Genomic DNA, 20,991 nt, shown 5'->3' with positions numbered 1-20,991 from the left:
ACGCCTCAAAGAAAGCCACGAACAGATCAGTAGTGCATGGGAAGGTGAGGTTGGATGGCCTGTAGGAATTGGTCGGCTTCCGGCATTCTCAGCGTCATGTACCTGTGTGGATAGACTTCAGCTCCCAAAGGCGCGATCCCCAGTTCTACGGAGTATTTCCTGAGCCTGAGGTACTTCGTATGCGCATGATCGGCGCTCACAACACTGAGAAGCGGAATCATGCGCGAGCGAAATGGCACCGTAGTTATTTTGAGGAACCCGCCATCAATCTCCACGTATGCAAAGAAAATGATCCAGAGGTTGAATGCTACCGCCAGGTAGAAAATCACAAGGCATGTGATGTCGAAGGCACTTTGAAAGGGATGCCCTGGATGTTCGTGCCTGACGCGGGAAGAGGTGATGTAGAGCCACAGGAGGGCCATCATACATTGCCACATCGCCTGTTCGGAGAACATGGTCCGGAACCGCATAAGCAGACTGTAGCGTTGGGTGGTTGGACGGGCAAGAGAAAAGCCTCCCGAAGGAGGCTTTTCCGTGTGTTTACAGATGACGCTTACGCGTTCATGCTGACTGATTCCTGCTGCTTCAGTGCGTTCTCTTCCTTCTTGGCGCGCGCTGCCTTGTTGCGCTGGCTGCGGAGCTTCATGAAGCTCTTTGCTTCAACGTACAGGCGGGGAACGTCGCGGTTTACGATTGCCTTCCAAACCACGCGGAACGCGGCCTTCGGGCGGAAGTAGTATTCGTCATAGAACTTGTGCACCATCTCCATGACGTACTCCGTGGGCAGGCCAGGGTACTCGATGTGAGCCATCTGGTGGCCACCACCGTCGTTCATGGTTTCGTTGGTGATGTAGCCGTGCTTCTCGGCGAACTCATAGAACTCAGTTCCGGGGTATGCGTGGGCCACGGAGACCTGAATGGTTTCGCAGTCGAGCGACTTGGCGAAGTTGATGGTGTTGCGAATGGATTCCTTCGTCTCGCCCGGCAGGCCGAGGATGAAGTCTGCGTGGATGATCAGACCGAGATCATGGCAGTCCTTCACGAACTCGCGTGCGCGCTCGACGGTGGAACCCTTCTTGATGTTCTTGAGAATCTGCGGATCGCCAGACTCAAAGCCCACGATGAGCAGGCGGCAGCCCGCTTCCTTCATGGCCTTCAGCGTGTCGCGGTGCGTGGTGGTACGGCTGGTGCAGGACCACGTGATGCCGAGCGGCTTCAGCTTTGCGCAGAGCTCGATGGTGCGTTCCTTCTGGATGTTGAAGGTGTCGTCATCGAAAAAGAACTCCTTCACATGGGGGAAGTTCTCCTTAGCCCACTTCAACTCAGCAGCGACGTCGTCAGTGGAACGCTTGCGCCATGCGTGGCCGGATAGCGTCTGCGGCCAGAGGCAGAATGTGCATTGCGCCGGGCAGCCACGTGTGCTGTACAGCGAGATGTAGGGGTGCAGCAGGAACGGCACGTTGTAACGCGTGACGTCCATGTCGCGCTTGTAGATCTTGGTGGCCCAGGGCATTGCGTCCAGGTCTTCGACCTGCGGACGGTCCGGGTTGTGCTGGATAACGCCGTTCTCATCCTTATAGGAGAGACCGAGAATCTCGTTGATCGGCTTGCCCTGTGCGTATTCGACGATGGTGTAGTCGAACTCGCGGCGGCAGATGAAGTCGATGGCGCTGCACTCGTTCAGAGCGCGCTCGGGGTCAGTGGTGACCGGCGGTCCAACGAAGGCAATCTTGATGGTGGGGTTGGCCTTTTTGATGGCCTGCGCCAGAGCGTGATCACCCGCCCAGCCCACGGTGGAGGTGAAGAGAACCAGGAACTCGTAGCCCTTGGCGATCTCGATGGTCTCTTCCGCCGAGACGTGGTGCGGCGGAGCATCGAGCAGGCGCGAGCCTTCGAGCATGCCTGCGGGATAGGCGAGCCATACGGGATACCAGTAGGACTCAATCTCGCGGGTCGCGGGCCAACGTGAGCTGGCGCCGCCGTCGAAGTTTTCGAAGGAGGGCGGGTTCAGAAGCAGTGTCTTCAATACCATGGCAATAGCTCCGATTTTACCATTTCTTCACCCCGAGCGATGCTTTTCAGACAAGGGAACCCGCAGGTGTTCCCAGGCGGGGAAGTTAGGGGTTTTTAGCGTCCAGGGGCCTGGGGAAGCGGTGATGTGGAAGCGCCCGAAGGCGCCGTTCCGGGCACACCCGGCGTATTTGTGCCCGCTACCGGCGGAATTGACGGTGTGACGGTGCTGCTGTTTCCGCTCACTGCGCTCAGAATCCAGTCTCCGAGTGTGTTGGTCTGGCGCATTACGTTCACCTGGGTTTGACGCAATTGGAGATCCGCAGCAAGTACATCGAGGTATTTCTGGCGTTCCTGGAGCTGCGCGTTCAGCTGATCCTTCGGTGTGATCTGAGGGCCCTGATTATTGCCACCTTGCTGATTCAACTGGAGTTGCAGCGTTTCAAGCTGATCTTCGGCGATTTCTCGGTCATCTCGTGCCAGTTGGGCGCGTAGATCGAGCTCGCGAGCGGCGTTCTGTAGTTTGGCTCGGCCTTCGCGGTACACGGCGCGTTGCAGGTCGGCGTCGGCATAGGCTCGGACGGCATCAGCGGCTGAGCCGCGTTCCTTGGCGCGATGCGCCATGTCCAGCAACGGAATGTTGAACTGCAGGCCAAAGCTGAAGGAGTTCTCGCTGTTGGGATTATCCGGGGTGCCGCCAAAACGGGGGTAATAGGAGGCATACGAAGACAGGCCTATGGCAACACGGCTGTAGTTCGCCGCCAAGACCACTTGCGGCCGCAGTAGATAACGCTTGTCGCCGAAGGCAATATATTGTTTTGACTTGGCGTTTGCGAAGGCAGCTTTGATCCCGTCACTGTCTGAAACCGAATCTGGGTCCTCGGTGGTGATGGACGGCTTGGCCTGATAGACGGGAATACTGGTGCGATCAGTAGTAAACGAGACCGCGGGAAGGCCAGTGAGTTCTGCCAAATGCTGGCGGTTGGCAGCAATATCATCCAGTACCTGAAGCTGCTGCAGACGAATTTGCGTAGCGGTACGACGTGACTTTGGAAGTTCTACCTTGGGGTCTACGCCGAGGGAGATACGATCCGTTGTGACGTTCACGAGCTTATCTGCATAGCCGAGCGATTGTTGGAGGACATGACTGCGTTCTGTCGCATAGTCCAGCGCGAGGTAGGTGTTGGTCGTATCTTCCACGACCTCGACTTCCGCATTGTGCAATGACAGTTCGGCGGCTTTGACGGCTTCGTTGGTGGAGCGGATGTAATCCTTCTGAGAGAACGAGAAGAGAAGACTCTGCGCACTGATGGAGAAGATGATGGGAACCCCGAGCGGAGCGCCGGTGGATTGGCCATAGCCCGTGGTGGTGGAGACAACGGGAATATACGCGTCGCGTGACTCGCTGTGGCCAGCCCGGGCTTTGTCGAGATCAGCCTTGGCTATACGAACTTTGGGGCTGTTCTTAAGAGCGAGGTTCACCGCAGATGACAGTGATACCTGGCCTTGCGCTGTGGTGGCAGAGCAGAGCAATACAGACGAGATGAGGAGACAAGAAATCTTCATTTTCCGGCGGCCTTCCGTGCCGGTTCGTAGTCGTGGGCCAGCGCCAGAGCAGCGGCATATTCCTTCTGTGCGCTGTCGGTATCGCCGGATTCTTTCAGACTATCGCCAAGCTGTACGTGCGCCTGTGCATACGCTGCAACGTGTTCCTGCGGTGTGGCCAGATAGCTGCGCAGAGCCGCCTGTGCGACGGGAACGCTGCGATGCATCTGCAGAAGCAGTTTCGCCCCGTCGAATGTGTCGGGGCCGTGCGCTTTATCTATCTGGATTGCGGATCGTGCTGCATTTTCTGCGGCGTCGTACTGTTTGCGGTTGCGGTAGAAACGCGCCAGATCGACCCATGCCTCTGGTGTATGACCAGCCGCCAGTGCTGCCTTGTATTCTGTCTCAGCCATGGCGTCGTCGTGGCTCTTTGTGGCGATCATGGCGCTTAGGCGATGGGCGCGTGCCGGGGAAAGCGGCTGCAATTTTGTAACGAGATCTTTTGCCTTGTCTGTGCCGCCGCCTGCAATGCCCGGAGCTTCCACGTAAAACTGGCCTAGATCACTCAGCGCTTCGATGTTCGAGCCATCAAGTTGTACTGCACGCTCGAAGGAACCGCGAATTTTGCCGACCATACGCATACCGGTGAAGGCACCGCTATGATCTGCTTTGTCGCCATACACGCGGGCGAGCTCCAGTTGATACAGGCTGTTGTTCGGCGCGGCTGCGGTTGCGGCTTCACATGCCTGTATCGCCTGGTCGCGATTTTCGATAGAGCTATACAGTTCGCAGCGAAGGTACTGCGCGTCCGCACTTTTTGCATTTGCGATTGCAGCAAGGGCGCTGTCCACACGGCCATTGTGCGCGTCCGTCTTTGCTGACGCTGGAACCTGAGCCGTGGCATGCAACGATGCCAGGAGGATCGGCGCTACGAATTGGAGCGAACGCTTCATTACTGAACAACCTTGATCGGAAGTCCCTCTTTCAGGTCGACGGAACTGCTGGTCGGATTCAGTGCTACCGTATCGCCGTCCTTCAAGCCGGAGAGGATCTGGACATTCAACAGGTTGAAGTTTCCGATTTCAACAGTCCGCTTCACCAGTTGACCCTTCTGGATCAGGTACACAAAGTTCGTCGAGCTGCCTTGTGTGCGAAGAGCTTCACGGGGAACGCTGAGAACGTGATTCACTTCCTGCGTGGTGACACTTACGTTCACATTTGTGTTGGGCAAGAGATCACCGGTGGCATCATCGACAGAAATGAGGCATTCGCCAACGTTACGCGTTCCATAGGTGATGACCGTGGTTGGCGTGCGAACAATGTGACCGTGCCATAACTGGCTGGGGCGCGCATCCCACTTGATGGTGACCTGCTGGTCCACTTTCAGTTTGCCGATCTCGGGCTCATCAAAGTACGCGCGCACCTGCATGTGATTCAGGTCGGCAAGCTGGATAAGTTCTTCACCCGCGCCTACAAAGTCATACGCCTTCACGGGAAGGGAGTAGACGGTGCCGGCAAACGGAGCGCGGACAATCGCCTGTGACAGTTGCTGTTCGGCGGCACCCAGGGAGGCGCGGCTGTCGTTTAATTGCGCCTGCACACGCTGCTGGTCCGTTGAGGAATACCGCGAAGTGGAACGCTGCTGGAGCGAATTGAGTGAGCTTTGTGCAGTGGACAGGCGAGATTGCGCTGCCGCAACCTCAGATGTGGATGCTGCACCGCGTGCCTGAAGCGCTTGTAGTGCTGCGAGATCCTTCTGCGATTGCTGCACCTGCAGCTTGGCACGATCGAGATCGCCCAGGATGGCGATACGTTCGTCCTTCGATCCGCCATTATGCAGGTCTGCCTGCGCGGCCTGTGCCTGTGCGATGGCAGAGCGAGCCGTTTCGACACGAGATTCCGCGGTGGCGGAGCTCATCTTGAGAAGGAGTGTGCCTGAGGCAACCTGCTGTCCGTTGTGAACGTAGACAGCTTGAACACTGCCGGGCTCCTGCGCGTGCGCCTGAAAATTTTGGGTGGGCTCAACCTTGCCGGTGGTGGAGGTATTGCTGATGAGATCAACGTAGCTGGCTTTCGCCGCACGAATCTCCACTTCGCTACGTGTGAAGTAGCGAATGCCAAAGACAAGGGCCGCAACGACCACTGCCACAATCAGAATCCGTACTGCGATTTTGCCGCCATTAACGCTTGCTTGTTCGCTCATGCCCGAATCGTCATTGTATAGGACGCCTCTTGCCCAGTTGGCGCTTCAATTTGTTGTCGTGGGTGATGTTAGCCGTAGATCGCAGAGTTCCATTTCCACGCCACCGAACTGTGGATGCCTATTTTCACGCACTCGATACACAACATCTATTCGTGAACCCGACATGATCCCCATTTCTGCAATCTTCTCTGGCCATACGATCTCCCGGCTCCATCCCAGGCAGTCCACTGTTGATTCCGGTGAGATGCGGATACGAAGTTTAATGTGGCGTTCCTTGAGCGTCTTTGGCGCTTCTTCCACCTGGCAATCGCGTGACAGGAATAGAGGCTCCCGGTTGCCCTGGCCAAATGGTTCGAGCAGATGCAATTTCTTTATCAGGTCGGGATTAAGTTCCGCTGAAGGCAGTTCTGCGTCAATTGCAATGCGTTCCTGCAGCATGGCTGAGGAGAGCTTGCCTGTGCTGTACGCGGATAGGCGCTCACGCAATAAAGGAACTCGATCCGAGGGCAGAGAGAAGCCAACAGCGTGTGCGTGACCACCGAAACGGTCGAAGAGAAGTGGCTCTTCTTCAGAATGAGCAGCCGTGATGGCATCAAGCAGGTGGAACCCGGAGACGGAGCGGCCTGAGCCGTGGGCCTGCCCGTCTTCATGCGCAATTACTAATGCCGGACGCCGCATCCGCTCGACTACGCGCGAGGCAAGGATGCCGATGACGCCGCGATGCCAGCCTTCTCCATCAAGCACAAGGCAGCCCATGTTGCTGAGAGCGGGTTCGTCCGCACGCAGAGCTTCCATCTGCGTCTCTAACGTTGCCAGTACAGAGGCTTCCACATTGCGACGATCTTCGTTGAGTTGATGAAGCTTTGCGGCGAGCGCTGCTCCTTCTTCCGGTGTGCGTGCCAGGAACATGCGGACGACATCTGCAGCCACATCCATGCGTCCTGCTGCGTTTATGCGCGGCGCAACGCGGAAGGCGATGTCGGTGGCGGACGGTCCGCGTTCCTCGTCCGCGACCACGCCTGCGAGGTCGAACAAGGCACGGAGGCCGGACTGGCGCTGATCGCGGAGTGCTCTTAAACCAAGCGCAACGATGACACGGTTTTCGCCGGTGAGTGGAACAGAATCCGCAATGGTGGCAATGGCCACCAGCTTCAGCAGCGAGGGAAGCAGCTTATCCCAGAGAGCCAGGAAGTCGACCGCGCGATAGGCGTTGGGATCCGTGGCTGGTTTGGTAGCGGCGTGAAGTAAGGCATGGGCAAGTTTGAATGCGACTGCCGCGCCGCAGAGTTCTTTGTAGGGATAGTCGCAGCCGGGCTGGTTGGGATTAATGACCGCAACGGCCTCCGGGATGCCCTGCATGCCGTCAGGGAGATGGTGGTCCGTGACGATCAGGTCCAGGCCAAGGCGCTTCGATTCTTCCGCCGCAGCAAAGGCGCGGATCCCTGTGTCCACACTGATCACGAGGCGAATGCCCTGCGTGGCGGCTTCAGCCAATACGCTGGACTGTATGCCGTAGCCTTCGCGAATGCGGTGGGGGATGTGATATCGCACAAGCGAGGGACCGCCGGCGGGCGTGATGCGGTCGATTGCCGTTTTCAGCAGTACGGTGGCGGTGGTGCCGTCCACGTCGTAGTCGCCGTAGATGAGGATGGGTTCGCGCTTGGCGACTGCCTGCAGCACGCGCACTACGGCTTCCTTCATGCCACAGAGCAGCATGGGGTCGTGCAATGCGGCTATGTCCGGAACAAGGAAACGCCGGGCGTCTGCTGGCGTTTCAATACCGCGGGAAACGAGCGTTTGCGCGAACCAAAGAGGTTGTTCCAGTGCCACCGCAAGGCCGTGCGCTTCCACACCGGGTTCGTCTGGAAGGACCCAGCGTGCGTTTCGCGCCGTTGCGATTTCTTCTTCTGATTCAGGCATTGCTGGATTTAGTCTTCGTCGCTGTCATCCAGAACAATGCTGCCCAGGTCGGCTACAGCTTCCATCCATTGCTGGTAACGGTCATACCAATCCGTTGCCGTCTCGTAGAGGAACATGATTCCGTTGTAGGCGAAGCCAATCTGCAGATATCCGGTCTTGCCGATGTGCTGGAGCAGGTATTGCGCATCATCGAGGTCCTGACCGGCTTCGTCCGGGAAGCGGTGAACGCGAGTGCGTTCAATGAGCATCTCGATGTCCTGCTTCTCCAGCACGACTTCGCTCATCGTGACGAAGGCGACGTTTGTGGCCTTTGCGTGCTCTACGAAGTCTTTCCATGCGTCGGGGCCGTGTTCCTCAAACATGACTGAGGGAACATCTTCCGGAACATACGCATTCACCGTCCGCAGGCCGTTACCTGCGATGAACGCAATCATGTCGTCTTTGAGGCCGAGCAGATCGTCAGGGTGCATTTCCGTACTATTGTCTCACTTCGGCGCGGCATTAGCATGGGAAGATGGCGGTTCCGGAACGGCAGATACTTGTATGCATCAACGAGCGCGACCCCAGCGCCTCGCGCCCTTCGTGCCGTAATGAAGGCTCCAAAAAACTGAAGGATGAACTGAAAGACTTGGTGAAGGATGCAGGGCTGAAAGGCCGTGTCCGTGTTCTGGAAACCAGTTGTATGGACCAGTGCGAACACGCCGCTGTTTGCGTGGTGTATCCGGATAACGTCTGGTACAGCTTCGTGAAGGCGAAAGACGCGGAAGAGATCGTGCAGGAACACCTGCTGAACAACCGACCGGTAGAGCATCTGCTACACGACAATCCTGCCAATCTGGCCCACGCGGAAAGAAGGGCAGAGAAGCGCAACTAACTAGCGTGCTATCCTCCTCTTGCCCATGCTCTTCTCAAAGGATTACGTCGGATATCTCTCGCGGCAGGTAATACGCCGGCTTCAGGAAGCGAAGGTCGTACGCACTGACAAGCCAGCCGTTTTGGCAGAACGCGTCAACAATGGCCTGATTGACGAGCTTTCGCTGGAAGATCGCATCAACGAAGAAGCTCGCCTCATCCTGGAGCAGCTGCAGGGCGAGATGAGCAAAGTCGGCGCCAGCTACCCCGAGATGTTCAAGAAGATTAAGCTGCGCCTGGTGCAGCAGTACAAGGCGGTGCTGTAATGCGCATTTCACGCGATAAAGTGAACAAACTTGCTCATGTGATTGCCGATACGCTCGCCGAAACGGACGAAGCGGAGTTCCTCGAAGATCGCAACACGATCCGCCAGGAAGCGCGCAAAATTCTGGAACAGCTTTTCGCGGAAGAAGTGAAGATCGATGCCGCGGCACGACAGAAGATCACCTCCCAGCAGCGCATCATTCTTGAAGGCACGCAGGAGTGGGACATCCTGTACCGCAAGTATTACAACGACGAAGTGAAGCGTCTGGGGATCTAAGTCGTATCCGCTTTGTACCGTCAGTGGACCGGCGCTTCTGACGAGCGCAGTTCTCGTTCCGGTGTTACTCTAGCGATGCTGAGATGAAGCATCGCTAGAATGTAGAGCCCAACAGCAAAGCATTTGGAATCCGGCCGATGCTGCGGTATAGTAGGAAAGTCGCGCAAGTGACGGCCACTCCCCCATAAAGTGGCGATATGGTGTAACTGGTTAACACGTCGCCCTCTCAAGGCGAAGAGTTCGGGTTCGAGCCCCGATATCGCTACCAAAAACCTCAATAAAATCAAATACTTAGATCGAAACGCCGCAACGGCGCTAAAGTCGTTTTCTGCTCTGGTGGCACTCTGGTGGCACTTTTGTACAAAATTTGGTGGCACTTCTGGTAGCACTTTGCTCTGTGGAGAGGTGTGCGGGGCAGCGTGGTACTGACTCTTAGCTGAGGGCCTTTTCCAGCGTGGAAGCCTGAGCCTCGAACTTGCCGGGATTGCTCTTCGCAAGCTGCGCGAGGTTCTGGAGCTTCCAACGAATTGCAGGCAGCTCGGCCAGGTGGGGAGCATCGAGTTGACCCCAATCCGGTTCGTTCCGGGCGATGGAGATGAGGAACCGCCGCTCTGCCGGAGTCAATCCACCTTGAAGCTCTGAGCGCATTCGATCACGAGCGGCCAGCAAGTCTTCGAGTGCAACCGTCTCAACCGTCATGCCACGGAAGTTCCCGTCGTACTCCTGCGCAATGTCCCGCTTCGCCGGGAAGAGCACTTCGTGAATCGGCCGATTATGACTTGCAAGGTATACGACGAACGCCTGCCGGATGCCAGGTGTGATTCCTTCGTGTTCAAAGAGCTGCATCACGTCGAAGAGGTCACGAGGGTGCTGGCGATCCATAGCGGCGGCGAGCTTGCCACCGTACAAGTCTTCGAGCGAAACGACTGGCACTTCCAGATCAGCCAGCAGAACTTCGCTGGCTTTGGGTGTGAGTTGCGCTGCCTTGACCGGATGAATCGTTCCTCGTGTAACGAAGTTCACCTCAACCTTCACTTCGATCAGCCCACGACGCACAAGCAGCTTCGTCTCCCCGGCCTCTGCCGATGTGGATGTATGTACTTGGAATCCACGGGCAGTCAGACGCTCTGCTGTTTGGCGAACGGCTGCGTTGATGATCGACAATGCTTCAGTCCGTGGGAGCGTGTGATCTCGGAACATTAAATCGAGATCGACAGACAAGCGAGGCAAATCGCGCACAAATAGATTGATGGCTGTGCCACCTTTGAGCGCGAACGTGTCGTCCACGAAGACGAATGGTGCGACCTGCGTCAGCAGCCGGGCTGTATCGAGGTAAATCTGATTCATGGTTTGAGCACCAGCAAGCCTTCTTTAGAGCGCGACACCCAGGGGCGGTCGCTGCCCGTGGGAAGTTCAGCGGGTTTCAATTTCTTTACCCACGGCAGGGATAGTTCATTTCCAAGCTGAAGACAGAGCCGAACGGTTTTTACGCTGGAGCACTTCTTGAGCAGCTTGCCGAGAACGTCCGCGCGAAAGCTGTAGGTGCTTTCCATGAGTTCACGCGCCTCTTGGAGCGGTTGTCGTATTCCAACTTCGCTGAGAAGTTCCAGGAGAGCGCGCTCCGGTGATGATGTGAGAGGGCCGTCTTTGCGCGCCTCAAAGGAAGAGACTGCAAGCATGGAACTAACCTCTTCATCGAAGAGCCGCTTGCGATGATACTCGGCAGGGAACCGCTCTAAAAACCAATCTGGAAGTTTGGCGGCTTTGGTGCCGTATAGATGAAGCTCTTCCTGCTGCGCAACGAAGTGGCGGACGCCATACCAGCTGAGTGCGGTCTTGCCGCCGACGTGAAAGCCTTCTATGGTGCGCTCTAATAGCTGCAGCGAAGGATGGAGCTGAAGTGCTTCGCCGGGACGGCTATATACCCCCCGAGCAAGACGAACCAGCCAACCAGAGCGAGCGTAGTGGACGGCAAGATCAGCCGATATGCCCAGGTTCGCCAGCTCATGCGAGGCTAGAGGTACTCCTGAAGGCGTTTGGGCATAGAGCGAGTTTAGTTTGCTCTTACTTGTCGTAGCCACGCTACGATTATAGCGATATATTCAAATATGTGAGCTTGTGGCTGAAACCCAATGGGTGAACGCCGAACGAGATCGCACGACTATCCATGAGTCTAATCAAATCCAAAAAGCGCGTTGCAGACCACGGAGAGGTATTCACCCCTGACTGGTTGGTCGAAAATATGCTCGATCTCGTGAAGGGTGAGACAGAGCGGATCGACTCACGTTTCTTGGAGCCAGCCTGTGGGAGCGGAAACTTCCTCGTCCCCGTATTGAAGCGGAAACTGGCTGCCGTCCAACAGAAGTTTGGCGGCGCAGAATTTGAGCGGCAGCACTATGCTGTGTTGGCGCTCATGTGTACATACGGAATCGAGCTTCTGACAGACAACATCGCCGAATGCCGCGCAAACATGCTTGAGGTCTTTGCCGATTATTTAGACCTTGCGGACACAGATGAATCTTTCCATGCTGCCTCCTATGTTTTGTCTCAGAACCTTGTCCATGGCGATGCTCTAACAATGCTGATGCACGACGGACAGCCCATAACCTTCGCCGAGTGGGGCTATATCGGCAAAGGAAAGTTTCAGCGCCGTGATTTTCGCTTTGAAGTATTGGCACAGATGTCTTCCTTCAGCCAGGAGGGCACACTCTTTGCTCATTTAGGAAAACACGAGGTATTCACTCCAATGATGTCGTACCCTTCGATGACTGTGCGTGAGCTGGCTGCGCTATCTTCCGTACGCAACGGTGGAGTTGCGCTGTGATCGATCAGGCGAGCTTTACACTTCGAGGACGAAATCCCGATGTGCTCACTTGTATTGCGAACCTCTCCAACGATGAGGTATTCACCCCTCCAGAATTTGCGAACCGGATGCTGGACACCTTAGCCGAGGCTTGGGCCGCAAGCAACGACGGCGCAAACCTCTGGGCAGATAGTTCTGTTCGCTTTCTCGATCCCTTTACAAAGTCGGGTGTCTTTCTGCGGGAGATAACCAATCGTTTGACCAAAGGATTGGCGACGGAAATTCCTGATCTTCAGGAGCGCGTCAATCACATCCTCACAAAACAAGTCTTCGGTATCGCAATCACTCGCTTGACCAGCTTTCTTGCCAGACGAAGCCTTTATTGCTCTAAACACGCTAATGGACCGCACTCGATCGCTACGACATTCAGTACGGAAGAAGGCAACATCTGGTTTGAAAGAACAGAGCATAAGTGGTCGGAAGGTAGATGCCTCTTCTGCGGCGCTAACAAAGAAACGTTAGACCGTGGGAAGGGTGTAGAGAACTATGCATATGCATTCATTCACGCCAAAGATATTGGTACTCGAGTCGCAGAAATGTTCGGAGGAGATATGCAGTTCGATGTAGTGATAGGCAATCCCCCATATCAACTTTCCGACGGCGGGCAGGGAGCAAGTGCTATGCCGATCTACAACAAATTTGTAGATCAAGCGAAAGCGCTTGACCCCAAATTCCTGGTCATGGTCATACCTGCCCGATGGCTCTTCGGAGGGAGAGGGCTTGATGCATTTCGCAATTCAATGCTTGAGGATCGGCGAGTCAGAAAGCTTGTTGATTTCCCCGATAGTCGACAAGCCTTCGAATCTGTAGATGTAGCAGGAGGCGTCTGCTATTTTTTGTGGAACCGCGATGATGAGGGGGATTGCGAAGTAGTCACAAACGACTTGCACGGAAACCAGACTAGTAGCATCCGTCCGCTAATGGAGCCCGGGGCGAGTGTGTTCATTCGCAATAGCGAGAGCATCGCAATTCTAAGGAAGATTGCTGCAAAGGAATCAGGCAATGATGCGAATGGAATCGCGCTTCCTCCGGAGCGTCGCTTTGACTCCCAGGTTAGTGGGCAAAAGCCGTTTGGTCTTCGAACATTTTTTCGAGGCGATAAAAAGAAGCGTCCCGACGACCTTTTAGTGCAGCAAAACGGCGGTACTGCTTGGGTTGCGAGGAAGACTATCAATGAAGGTGTCGAGCTCATCGATAAGTGGAAGGTGTTCACTTCCAAATCATCTTCTGAGCACGCCGGACAAGCGGATAGAAACGGCATGAGGAGGGTCTTGTCACTGACTGGAATCTTGCCTCCAGGTTCGGTTGTAACGGAAACTTACGTGATTCTTGGAGCATATGATTCAGAGCTGGAGGCGCAGCATTGTCTCTCATATGTCACAACGAAATTCTTTCGCTTCCTGGTTGCTACAAGAACTTCCGCACAGGATCTACCAAGGATCGCTTATTCGTTCGTTCCTGTTCAAGACTTTTCCGGCCCGTGGAATGATGAACGCTTGTACACCAAGTATGGACTCAATGCGGATGAGATTGCTCTCGTAGATTCAACTATTCGCCCGATGGATGTTTCGGGTGATCTGTTCAGTGTTCAGCCAACATCCGAGGGGGAAGATGAGTAAGTCAATCGAAGAACTGCTCACTCCCAGGCCAGAAGTTCGCCCTCGTATTTATGCCTACTCCATTCACGATCAGGCTCACACGGGATTGCTCAAGATTGGTCAGACTACTCGGGACGTTAGGCAGCGAATCGCAGAGCAGTTGAAGACTGCGGCGATCAAGAATTACAGGATTGAAGTAGACGAACTCGCCGAACGAAAAGACGGGACTGTGTTCAGCGATCACGAAGTACGCGCGGCGCTTGTCAAAAAGAAATTTACGAATACAGAACTGGAGTGGATTCGCTGCACTGTCGAGGACGTCAAGACAGTACTCGCGGAACTGCGTGCCGGAGAGTGCTTTACTGGCACCCATCATCAGACCTTCCCAATGCGTCGTGAACAGAGCGAAGCGGTGAAGCTGACGCATGCATATTTTCTGTCCCGTTGGGCGGAAGACATCCACGCAGTACCGCGCTTCCTTTGGAACGCAAAGATGCGTTTCGGCAAGACGTTCACGAGCTATCAGCTTGCGAAACGCCTTGGCGCGAAACGTGTGCTGGTGTTGACCTTCAAGCCAGCGGTAGAAGATGCGTGGCAAACCGATCTTGAGAGTCACGTGGACTTTGACGGTTGGCAGTATCTTTCAAAGTCCGCTGGTGCAGACCCCACTCAGATCGATCCCAAGAAACCTGTTGTCTACTTCGGCTCATTTCAAGATTTACTTGGGCGCGACGCAGCAGGAAACATCAAGCCGAAGAATGAATGGCTGCATGAAGTGAACTGGGATTTGGTGATCTTCGATGAGTACCACTTCGGCGCATGGCGCGAAACCGCGAAAGAACTCTTCGAGGGTGAGGAAGAAGCTGTTGCTCGTAAAGAAGCCAAACTCGAATACGCCCCTGGCCTAGAAAACGTCAACGAAGATTTGGGCATCCTCTCCGAAAAAGAGACCGAATTCCTTCCAATTACAACCAGAGCATATCTCTATCTGTCCGGGACGCCGTTTAAAGCGCTTGCCACAGGCGAGTTCATCGAAGAACAGATTTTCAATTGGACGTATACCGATGAGCAGCGAGCTAAGGCGGAGTTCGCTGCAAAAAATCCCGGCAAGTGGAATCCATACGGGGCTCTGCCCCAGATGCGTCTTCTCACCTACCAAATGCCAGACGAGCTGCTGACAGTCGCCAGTGCCGGCGAGTTTGACGAGTTCGACTTGAATGAGTTCTTCGCCGCGACGGGAACGGCAAAGAGCGCCCGGTTCAAACATAAAGATGACGTGCAGAAGTGGCTGGAGATCATTCGTGGACAGTATGCGGCGAAGTTCGTCGAGGGCCTGAAGACTGGAACGCGTCCCCCTTTCCCTTATTCAGATGTGCGTCTGCTGCCTTACCTAAACCACTCATTTTGGTTTCTGCCAAACGTAGCCTCATGTCATGCAATGGCTAACCTGCTAGCAGAGAAGCAGAATGTCTTCTGGCATGAATATGCGGTAGTGGTTGCTGCGGGTGCCTCAGCAGGTATCGGGCTCGAAGCTCTCCCACCAGTACGAGATTCGATTGGTAGCGGCTTTGAAACGAAAACTATCACGCTGTCCTGCGGCAAATTGACGACCGGTGTGACGGTGCCGCAATGGTCTTCGATCCTTATGTTGCGCAATTTGAAAAGCCCTGAGACGTACTTTCAGGCTGCCTTCCGCGTTCAATCTCCGTGGTCAATCAAGAACCCAAACGGTGATGACCCGAATGAGGAAGAGATTCTTAAGCCAATATGCTTCGTGTTCGATTTCGCGCCCACTCGGGCACTTCGGCAACTCTCTGAATATGGCATTGGTCTTTCCCCGAACGAAGCGAACCCGGAAACAGCGGTGAAAGAGTTGGTGTCATTTCTGCCTGTTCTTGCATACGACGGCGCGAACATGACTCAGATTGACGCTGGCGGAATCTTAGATATCGCGATGGCGGGAACTTCAGCAACGCTCCTGGCACGGAAGTGGGAAAGTGCGTTGCTTGTGAACGTAGATAACGATACTCTCCGTCGCGTTCTGGACAGTCCCGAAGCCATGGCTGCTGTGGAACGCATTGAGGGATGGCGCGCGCTTGGCGACAACATTATCGAGACCATCATCAACAAGAGCGAAAAGGTCAAGGAACTTAAGAATAAGGCGAAGACCAAAGACCTCACTGAAAAGCAGAAGAGGCAGCTCACCGAGGAAGAGAAAGAGTACAAGTCCAAGCGAAAGCTAGTGCAGGAAAAACTAATCAAGTTCGCCACACGCATTCCTGCGTTCATGTACCTTACTGATTTTCGCGAGAACACCCTGCAAGACGTTATTACTAAACTAGAACCGGATTTGTTCGTGGCCGTGACGGGACTCACGGTAAAAGATTTTCATCTGCTCGTTCGTCTCAAGGTTTTCAACACTGAGCAAATGAATCAAGCTGTCTTCGCTTTCCGCCGCTATGAAGATGCATCACTGCGCTACACGGGTATCGAGAGTCATGAGGGCCTCACGCACTACGGGTTGTATGACACTGTGGTGGGGAGAGAGTAGAGCAGCGTCTCACGCCATTGGATACACCCGCACAGATTCAAGGACGAGTCTTGCGGAAGAATCGCTCTGATGGCAATAGGTATTCTGCTTCGTCGTCGGTACGGCCATCGGAGCGACTGACGTTCTCTTCTGGCTCAGGCAGCGACTCTGTAGAAAGTACAGTTAACACCCGACCGTAGGAGCCCAAGCCGATCACTTCCTCTGTGAGTTCGCAATCGGGACCGTCGAACCAATCCGCAAGACTGCTCACTCCATCTATAGACCTGGCTTGTGCAATGTTCATTGCGTCCAGACCGAAACTGAACGTGGGGGTACCCTGTGGCACACCCATCCCTTTCTTCAACCATGTCAGGCCCCGATAAGCCCGGAAGACTGGAGACATCACTGAGAAGAGGACTCTTTGCTCCGCAGACAATACGACTGCAACTGGATCTCTCGAAAGACGCGCATAGCGGATAGCCGTCGAGGTTAGGGACATTTCGCAGAGTGAGGCCAAGGCCACAACGGAGTTCATACCAATCCGAAATTGCGAGGATGCTTTGCTAAATAATTCCTTCGGCATTAGTAACGCTGCTGCGAATGCATCAGCCTCGCGTTCGTAGCGATCATCTGAAACGAAGCCGCTTGCAGATACATGAGCTGACTTTCCGTCTCTAAAAAGATGGTCGACGTGCCCTTCTAAGAAGTAGTGCCCCAGCTCATGTCCAACGGTGAATTTGCGATAACCATGACTCTGAAATCTGCCGCTGTAGATGATTCCAAAGACATCGCCCACGCGCATCAGGCATCCGGAAATGCCTTCTTCTAGCGAGGTTTTCTCCTCACAAAGGATGTCTTTTGTGGCAGCGATCCTGAAAGGATCCACCGGCAAGGAAGCGATCTTCAATTGCCCAAGAACCTCTGTAGCGCAAGCCTCAGCTTTCCACCACGGATCAACTTCCACAGTTCAGTCCTTTTTGTTCTGTTCAGCTTTCTTAGCCAACATTTCTGCGAATGAGGTTAATGTATCCAGATCATGTTTAGACATGTTTTCAGCGTGCCTAAACAGTTCGTCGCGAACATTGCCTGTGAGTGTCGGAGAATCCACGCGCCCTAACAAATAGTCGGTTGTAACATCTAGGGCATTCGATAGAGACTTTAGGTTGTCGAACGACGGTGATCGCCGACCATTCTCGAAGTGAGAGACAGCCGATGGCTGCAAGCCGGACTTGGAGGCCAACTCCGACTGGCTCAAGCCGCGCAGTTGACGAGCGGATTGAAGACGTGAGGCAAAAATTTCAGGCATTTGAGACTTGACGACCTATAGACGAATTCGTATAGTAAATAGTGACGGATGTGCCACATGGCATGACCGTCAAATTTTGGGCCAAGCCCTATACGTTCTCGTCATACTTTAGATGACGGAATGGGTTTGGGCAAGGTCGTCAAATAGAGAGGAAATAGATTATGGCCAGTGTGTTTGTTGAAGCGCGTCCCAAGGGACGCCCAGAAGGTACCCGTATTGATGACTACGTAGTCGAAACTGCCGGTGACACTGTACTCGGTACGTTTTCCACTCAGAAGGCGGCGATTGATTGGGCGAAAGCCAAGGGCCATACACCTCACGTCGCGCGCGTGCGTCATTTGAACGATAAGAAGCGCCCAGATCATTGGCGCGCGGTCTAAGCGATGCGAGCACATTCTGGGGCTGCTGCCTATTCTGGCAGCAGCCCTTTTGCATGATGCAACTTGGTGTTTGCGTACAGGCAAGCGCATGGAAAACTGTATCAACACCTACAAACAATCGAAGCGAAGAATCCCTTCAGTGAAGGCTTCTGCCACAATTTCGCAGGAATGATGCCGGGACTCTTTCCGTCGATCGTCAGAGCATAGTCTCCTGAACGAAATCGCAACGAGCCGCTTAAATTTGACAGGCCACGAAAGAGAGGGCGGAAGCCAAGTCCACGTCCGCTGGACGATCCGTGTCGTGATACACCTTCGGTCAATGTCATCTGGAGTGCTTGTCCGTGACTTGTCAGATGAGAGTATTCAGAACAGGCTCTAAGGCTTTCGAGCACTCCGATACCTCGATCAGCTAGTACAAACTCGAAAGTCCCTGGGGAACCTTTGAAGGCGACGATGCCAGTTGAAGATGCCTTGGAATGCTCATAGATGTTGCTTTGCATCTCGCCGATTGCACCAACGAGTTGCGCACTCTCATCCCTCGAAAATCCTGCCTGAGTCGCGCAGTATTGTGCGGCTACGCCAAACTCTATCCACAGAGATTCGTCAGAAGGTGGTGTCACGTACGTGCGATAGAGGCCCATTGCTCGTGTACTTGGGCAAGTCCAAAAGTGCTTACGCTTGGCGAGTCCTGCCATCAAAGAGGCAACGCCGTTCAAATGCAACCAGCCGGAATCACCTGGCCAAGGTACGAGCCCCGCCTTTGAAAGAAGGCCTAACTCGAAGATCGGGCCAATTTCGGACGCGGCCATAGGTGGCTCCGTTCCGCGCAATCCCCGCTCGGCAGCGAAAGCCACGCCGTCGAGTTCTGAAAAAGTAAATGGCGTAAGGGTGTCGCTCAATGGGTTTCTGTCACCCCCGGTGTACTGAGCGACTTTTCGATCCAGCTTCCAACCGACCTGATGTTTTCAGCAAATAGTGCATCCACTGGACTGCCCGCCGCAGTGCGAGCCTCGACCCATGCCAATCGGCCATTCAGCGAGGCACGCTTCCGCATCATCGTTTTGAAGAAACTCGTGGTGTCGAGAATTGTCACTTGATCGAATGCGCTTGCCAGTTTGTTCGCAACATCCATACCACCCCTGAGAACCAGCTTGAGCGGTCGCTTTACTGTGCTCGCAAGTCCGCATAACCAATCTGCGTGTTGCTCTTGACGTTCTGCCCAGCCAGTGCCCGTTGTGAACTCATAGGCCAGATGCGTGACCTCGGGACGCGCTCCAACAAACTCAGCCCAGCGTCTAAAGTCGGAGTCAGTCCGACCATTCACATGCAGTGCGGCGAGCAAGCCCTCTGACTGAAATTCAGAATGAACGATTGCAATACGTTTCATCGCATGCATGTCGTCCCAGCGAGGCACATCTATAAACAGGCTGTAATTTGGACTCGTCGTTAGCTGTACTCCAAGCCGAATCAACATACGAATGAGCTCACGCCGTTTAGCCTCACCGAAGCCCCACCACCTCTCCAGGGGAGCATCTGTGTCTGTTCCCGTGAGGATAATGGAAGCCTCTGGAGACACCCCATAAGCAGCGCACAGAGCTTCACGTGAATCATGCCTAGCGGAGCCATCACGGCGATTAAACATGCGAGAAAGAGGCAGTGCTACGAAGTCGGTACTTAGAAGATTCTGGCGACTGCTCCCATGGAAAAGCATCGGAATAACACGGGGCAGGGCCGGGGCCGAGAGGACTTCTGTGCGGGACACATTTGCCAGATCGAATCCAGCAATTTCACGTACGTGACCCGCGTATTCAGGTTGCCTGCGACATACGGTATCGCATTTGTTCGGATTGTGGCAGCAGAAATCTAAGCAATCAAAAAGGGGCGCTTTCACTTCCAAGCCGCCACACAAGGTACGATCTGGGCACTGACCGCAACCCAGCGATCTGATACCTGTAGACTCGTCATGCCATAGCCGCTTTTCTCGGCGTAGATTGCGATGACTGTTCTGGGGCTGGTGTTCGCCGATCCTCGTTAGCATAGAGAAATCTCCGCGATATTGGCCGCAACGTGGATGGTTTCAATGGTTCCCATTGCGATGCCGCAGGAACGCTCAACCGCCTCTAGCAAATCCGCTGGTGGATGGAGGGCGCGGGCTATTTCGGAAAGGCCGTGACGCGCAACTAAGGTCTCACCGTCCTTTTCAACAGTCAGCCTTTCGCCTATAAAAACGTCCGCATTCCGTTCCAAATCGAATGCGGTTGAGTGAGCGCCGCATACTGGTTCCCGTGTAAAGAGGTCAGCCGTAGAGAGCATCCTTCGTCCTTCATCCCAACGCTTTACAAAAGTCTTTGCTGCGCGCTTTATGAAATCAGCTCCCATAACTGTCTCCTATATTCCTGCCAGTAATGGCCGGTAGCGTTTAGTTCGTCCAGTACTGATGTCTTCGATCAAAACTCCTAATGCGACTAGCGAAGAAAGCCGGTTATTCCAAGCAGTCACGCCGATTGGTTCATTAGCTCCATACTCGCGCATGAGTTCTTGCGCATCCGCTTGTCCGCGTTTGCACACGAGATTGAACGTCAACTGTTGCTTAGGGTCCAACTCGCCGATCATCCCTGCGGCTGACACCGTGCCATCCATGGAGAGCGAGCAGGTTAGAAGGACACCACCCCGAGAACGGATGACCTCACGCAAGTCTTCCTGAACGAGTTCGTTTGCATTTGCGACGACTGGGTAAACCGTTGAGCGTCTGCTCCGCACGATGTCACGAAACGCGAGGACACTCTCACGCAAGAAGCTGGCTGTTGCAGCTTCGATTCCGAAAAAGTCGAGATAGAGCGGCTGCGGCGATGATGGTTCGGCTGCGGCTTCAGGGAGAAGCTTTGCCAACAACTCTTGGCCCCTTAGTGCTCCAGAAAGAACGGTTCCCGGCGACAGATCTGAAATGCGGAGATGCTTATTCATGTAATTCACGTGGCTCACGTGAATTACGTTACGACGTTCTGCTGGCCATGTCAACCCGTGAACGTCTTGAATGTGCCCTACAGAATCAGGATGCCCTTGTCAGCCGGGAGCAATACGCTGCTTTGCAGCGGAATAAGGATGACACGTCATCCCCAGAGGGGAACTGTGAAGTAATGCCGGATGGAAATTCGTTAACTCGTTTATGTTCAACACTTAGTG

General features: G+C 54.5%; 22 protein-coding genes, 1 tRNA gene and 1 pseudogene. 8 read left to right on the top strand and 16 right to left on the bottom strand.

From position 1 onward, the window contains the following. Positions 1-26: 26 nt before the first annotated feature. From BLT38_RS08940 to BLT38_RS08910, 7 genes are all read right to left on the bottom strand, one after another. Positions 27-455: a hypothetical protein gene (locus BLT38_RS08940; RefSeq protein ID WP_083344858.1), complete on the bottom strand. Its 429-nt coding sequence runs from the start codon at positions 453-455 to the stop codon at positions 27-29. Positions 456-553: 98 nt separating this feature from the next. Then, complete coding sequence (gene hpnJ, locus BLT38_RS08935; protein WP_083344857.1) at positions 554-2,032, bottom strand: hopanoid biosynthesis associated radical SAM protein HpnJ; 1,479 nt, start codon at positions 2,030-2,032, stop codon at positions 554-556. A gap of 95 nt (positions 2,033-2,127) precedes the next feature. Then, the gene (locus BLT38_RS08930) at positions 2,128-3,576 is read right to left on the bottom strand and encodes a TolC family protein (RefSeq protein WP_083344856.1); all 1,449 of its coding nucleotides are present in this window, start codon (positions 3,574-3,576) and stop codon (positions 2,128-2,130) included. After that, positions 3,573-4,508 carry a tetratricopeptide repeat protein gene (locus BLT38_RS08925; protein ID WP_083344855.1) on the bottom strand — a complete coding sequence of 312 codons (936 nt, stop codon included), beginning with the start codon at positions 4,506-4,508 and terminating at the stop codon, positions 3,573-3,575. Before BLT38_RS08925 ends, BLT38_RS08930 begins: the two co-directional genes overlap by 4 nt. Then, complete coding sequence (locus BLT38_RS08920) at positions 4,508-5,758, bottom strand: efflux RND transporter periplasmic adaptor subunit (protein ID WP_083344854.1); 1,251 nt, start codon at positions 5,756-5,758, stop codon at positions 4,508-4,510. The genes BLT38_RS08925 and BLT38_RS08920 overlap by 1 nt, the downstream gene beginning before the upstream one ends. Positions 5,759-5,803: 45 nt before the next feature. Beyond that, a complete protein-coding gene (recJ, locus tag BLT38_RS08915) occupies positions 5,804-7,678 on the bottom strand; it encodes a single-stranded-DNA-specific exonuclease RecJ (RefSeq protein ID WP_083344853.1) in 1,875 nt (624 codons plus the stop codon). 8 nt (positions 7,679-7,686) lie between these two features. Then, complete coding sequence (locus BLT38_RS08910; RefSeq protein WP_047487024.1) at positions 7,687-8,148, bottom strand: hypothetical protein; 462 nt, start codon at positions 8,146-8,148, stop codon at positions 7,687-7,689. A 44-nt stretch (positions 8,149-8,192) separates the two neighbouring features. On the opposite strand from BLT38_RS08910, the gene BLT38_RS08905 reads away from it, so the two are divergent. The 4 genes from BLT38_RS08905 (at position 8,193) to BLT38_RS08890 (ending at position 9,399) form a co-directional block, all read left to right on the top strand. After that, positions 8,193-8,552: a (2Fe-2S) ferredoxin domain-containing protein gene (locus tag BLT38_RS08905; RefSeq protein WP_083344852.1), complete on the top strand. Its 360-nt coding sequence runs from the start codon at positions 8,193-8,195 to the stop codon at positions 8,550-8,552. A gap of 25 nt (positions 8,553-8,577) precedes the next feature. Beyond that, complete coding sequence (locus BLT38_RS21030) at positions 8,578-8,856, top strand: DUF507 family protein (protein ID WP_083344851.1); 279 nt, start codon at positions 8,578-8,580, stop codon at positions 8,854-8,856. Beyond that, the gene (locus tag BLT38_RS21025; RefSeq protein ID WP_083344850.1) at positions 8,856-9,131 is read left to right on the top strand and encodes a DUF507 family protein; all 276 of its coding nucleotides are present in this window, start codon (positions 8,856-8,858) and stop codon (positions 9,129-9,131) included. Before BLT38_RS21030 ends, BLT38_RS21025 begins: the two co-directional genes overlap by 1 nt. A gap of 191 nt (positions 9,132-9,322) precedes the next feature. Beyond that, positions 9,323-9,399: transfer RNA gene (locus BLT38_RS08890), tRNA-Glu, on the top strand. A 164-nt stretch (positions 9,400-9,563) separates the two neighbouring features. Here the strand turns inward: BLT38_RS08890 and BLT38_RS08885 are convergent. Together BLT38_RS08885 and BLT38_RS08880 are read right to left on the bottom strand one after the other, a co-directional pair. Then, positions 9,564-10,478: a nucleotidyl transferase AbiEii/AbiGii toxin family protein gene (locus BLT38_RS08885; RefSeq protein ID WP_083344849.1), complete on the bottom strand. Its 915-nt coding sequence runs from the start codon at positions 10,476-10,478 to the stop codon at positions 9,564-9,566. Next, on the bottom strand, positions 10,475-11,212 hold the full coding sequence (locus BLT38_RS08880; RefSeq protein ID WP_083344848.1) for a type IV toxin-antitoxin system AbiEi family antitoxin domain-containing protein: 738 nt from the start codon (positions 11,210-11,212) through the stop codon (positions 10,475-10,477). Before BLT38_RS08880 ends, BLT38_RS08885 begins: the two co-directional genes overlap by 4 nt. 86 nt (positions 11,213-11,298) lie before the next feature. Between BLT38_RS08880 and BLT38_RS08875 the strand changes: the two genes are divergently transcribed. Genes BLT38_RS08875 through BLT38_RS08865 form a run of 3 tightly spaced genes read left to right on the top strand, consistent with a single transcriptional unit; the run spans position 11,299 to position 16,143 of the window. Then, the gene (locus BLT38_RS08875; protein WP_083344847.1) at positions 11,299-11,955 is read left to right on the top strand and encodes an N-6 DNA methylase; all 657 of its coding nucleotides are present in this window, start codon (positions 11,299-11,301) and stop codon (positions 11,953-11,955) included. Then, complete coding sequence (locus BLT38_RS08870) at positions 11,952-13,613, top strand: Eco57I restriction-modification methylase domain-containing protein (protein WP_083344846.1); 1,662 nt, start codon at positions 11,952-11,954, stop codon at positions 13,611-13,613. Before BLT38_RS08875 ends, BLT38_RS08870 begins: the two co-directional genes overlap by 4 nt. Beyond that, positions 13,606-16,143: a GIY-YIG nuclease family protein gene (locus BLT38_RS08865; RefSeq protein ID WP_083344845.1), complete on the top strand. Its 2,538-nt coding sequence runs from the start codon at positions 13,606-13,608 to the stop codon at positions 16,141-16,143. Before BLT38_RS08870 ends, BLT38_RS08865 begins: the two co-directional genes overlap by 8 nt. Before the next feature lie 279 nt (positions 16,144-16,422). Here the strand turns inward: BLT38_RS08865 and BLT38_RS21175 are convergent, their stop codons facing one another. The 3 genes and pseudogenes from BLT38_RS21175 to BLT38_RS21165 all read right to left on the bottom strand — a co-directional run bounded on the left by BLT38_RS21175 (position 16,423) and on the right by BLT38_RS21165 (position 17,428). After that, complete coding sequence (locus BLT38_RS21175; RefSeq protein ID WP_419865773.1) at positions 16,423-16,470, bottom strand: hypothetical protein; 48 nt, start codon at positions 16,468-16,470, stop codon at positions 16,423-16,425. A gap of 136 nt (positions 16,471-16,606) precedes the next feature. Next, positions 16,607-16,924: pseudogene (locus BLT38_RS21170) on the bottom strand (ImmA/IrrE family metallo-endopeptidase); the annotation flags it as partial. Positions 16,925-17,089: 165 nt separating this feature from the next. Next, positions 17,090-17,428, bottom strand: a complete 339-nt coding sequence (locus tag BLT38_RS21165) for a helix-turn-helix domain-containing protein (protein WP_083344843.1) — start codon at positions 17,426-17,428, stop codon at positions 17,090-17,092. A gap of 161 nt (positions 17,429-17,589) precedes the next feature. Here BLT38_RS21165 and BLT38_RS08850 point away from each other — a divergent pair, with 161 nt between their 5' ends. Continuing rightward, positions 17,590-17,808, top strand: coding sequence for a hypothetical protein (locus BLT38_RS08850; RefSeq protein ID WP_083344842.1), 219 nt, complete (start codon positions 17,590-17,592; stop codon positions 17,806-17,808). Positions 17,809-17,909: 101 nt separating this feature from the next. Here BLT38_RS08850 and BLT38_RS08845 read toward each other — a convergent pair whose 3' ends face one another. The 4 genes from BLT38_RS08845 to BLT38_RS08830 all read right to left on the bottom strand — a co-directional run bounded on the left by BLT38_RS08845 (position 17,910) and on the right by BLT38_RS08830 (position 20,790). Next, positions 17,910-18,707, bottom strand: a complete 798-nt coding sequence (locus BLT38_RS08845) for a hypothetical protein (protein ID WP_156785069.1) — start codon at positions 18,705-18,707, stop codon at positions 17,910-17,912. Next, on the bottom strand, positions 18,704-19,282 hold the full coding sequence (locus BLT38_RS08840; RefSeq protein ID WP_331711415.1) for a hypothetical protein: 579 nt from the start codon (positions 19,280-19,282) through the stop codon (positions 18,704-18,706). The genes BLT38_RS08845 and BLT38_RS08840 overlap by 4 nt, the downstream gene beginning before the upstream one ends. A gap of 557 nt (positions 19,283-19,839) precedes the next feature. Then, on the bottom strand, positions 19,840-20,187 hold the full coding sequence (locus tag BLT38_RS08835) for a hypothetical protein (RefSeq protein WP_083344839.1): 348 nt from the start codon (positions 20,185-20,187) through the stop codon (positions 19,840-19,842). A 9-nt stretch (positions 20,188-20,196) separates the two neighbouring features. Continuing rightward, a complete protein-coding gene (locus BLT38_RS08830; RefSeq protein WP_083344838.1) occupies positions 20,197-20,790 on the bottom strand; it encodes a hypothetical protein in 594 nt (197 codons plus the stop codon). Between the last annotated feature and the right edge of the window lie 201 nt (positions 20,791-20,991).

It is taken from the genome of Terriglobus roseus (genome assembly GCF_900102185.1).
GTDB lineage: Bacteria > Acidobacteriota > Terriglobia > Terriglobales > Acidobacteriaceae > Terriglobus > Terriglobus roseus_A.
The sequence above is the reverse complement of the archived record's forward strand: the minus strand, read 5'-3'. Positions and strand labels throughout refer to the sequence as shown.

What these genes read in the sequence shown, in the direction of transcription:
- BLT38_RS08940 (WP_083344858.1), bottom strand. Translation starts at nt 455, where the DNA reads ATGTTCTCCGAACAGGCGATGTGGCAATGTATGATGGCCCTCCTGTGG.
- hpnJ (WP_083344857.1), bottom strand. Translation starts at nt 2,032, where the DNA reads ATGGTATTGAAGACACTGCTTCTGAACCCGCCCTCCTTCGAAAACTTC.
- BLT38_RS08930 (WP_083344856.1), bottom strand. Translation starts at nt 3,576, where the DNA reads ATGAAGATTTCTTGTCTCCTCATCTCGTCTGTATTGCTCTGCTCTGCC.
- BLT38_RS08925 (WP_083344855.1), bottom strand. Translation starts at nt 4,508, where the DNA reads ATGAAGCGTTCGCTCCAATTCGTAGCGCCGATCCTCCTGGCATCGTTG.
- BLT38_RS08920 (WP_083344854.1), bottom strand. Translation starts at nt 5,758, where the DNA reads ATGAGCGAACAAGCAAGCGTTAATGGCGGCAAAATCGCAGTACGGATT.
- recJ (WP_083344853.1), bottom strand. Translation starts at nt 7,678, where the DNA reads ATGCCTGAATCAGAAGAAGAAATCGCAACGGCGCGAAACGCACGCTGG.
- BLT38_RS08910 (WP_047487024.1), bottom strand. Translation starts at nt 8,148, where the DNA reads ATGCACCCTGACGATCTGCTCGGCCTCAAAGACGACATGATTGCGTTC.
- BLT38_RS08905 (WP_083344852.1), top strand. Translation starts at nt 8,193, where the DNA reads ATGGCGGTTCCGGAACGGCAGATACTTGTATGCATCAACGAGCGCGAC.
- BLT38_RS21030 (WP_083344851.1), top strand. Translation starts at nt 8,578, where the DNA reads ATGCTCTTCTCAAAGGATTACGTCGGATATCTCTCGCGGCAGGTAATA.
- BLT38_RS21025 (WP_083344850.1), top strand. Translation starts at nt 8,856, where the DNA reads ATGCGCATTTCACGCGATAAAGTGAACAAACTTGCTCATGTGATTGCC.
- BLT38_RS08885 (WP_083344849.1), bottom strand. Translation starts at nt 10,478, where the DNA reads ATGAATCAGATTTACCTCGATACAGCCCGGCTGCTGACGCAGGTCGCA.
- BLT38_RS08875 (WP_083344847.1), top strand. Translation starts at nt 11,299, where the DNA reads ATGAGTCTAATCAAATCCAAAAAGCGCGTTGCAGACCACGGAGAGGTA.
- BLT38_RS08865 (WP_083344845.1), top strand. Translation starts at nt 13,606, where the DNA reads ATGAGTAAGTCAATCGAAGAACTGCTCACTCCCAGGCCAGAAGTTCGC.
- BLT38_RS21165 (WP_083344843.1), bottom strand. Translation starts at nt 17,428, where the DNA reads ATGCCTGAAATTTTTGCCTCACGTCTTCAATCCGCTCGTCAACTGCGC.
- BLT38_RS08850 (WP_083344842.1), top strand. Translation starts at nt 17,590, where the DNA reads ATGGCCAGTGTGTTTGTTGAAGCGCGTCCCAAGGGACGCCCAGAAGGT.
- BLT38_RS08840 (WP_331711415.1), bottom strand. Translation starts at nt 19,282, where the DNA reads ATGTTGATTCGGCTTGGAGTACAGCTAACGACGAGTCCAAATTACAGC.
- BLT38_RS08835 (WP_083344839.1), bottom strand. Translation starts at nt 20,187, where the DNA reads ATGGGAGCTGATTTCATAAAGCGCGCAGCAAAGACTTTTGTAAAGCGT.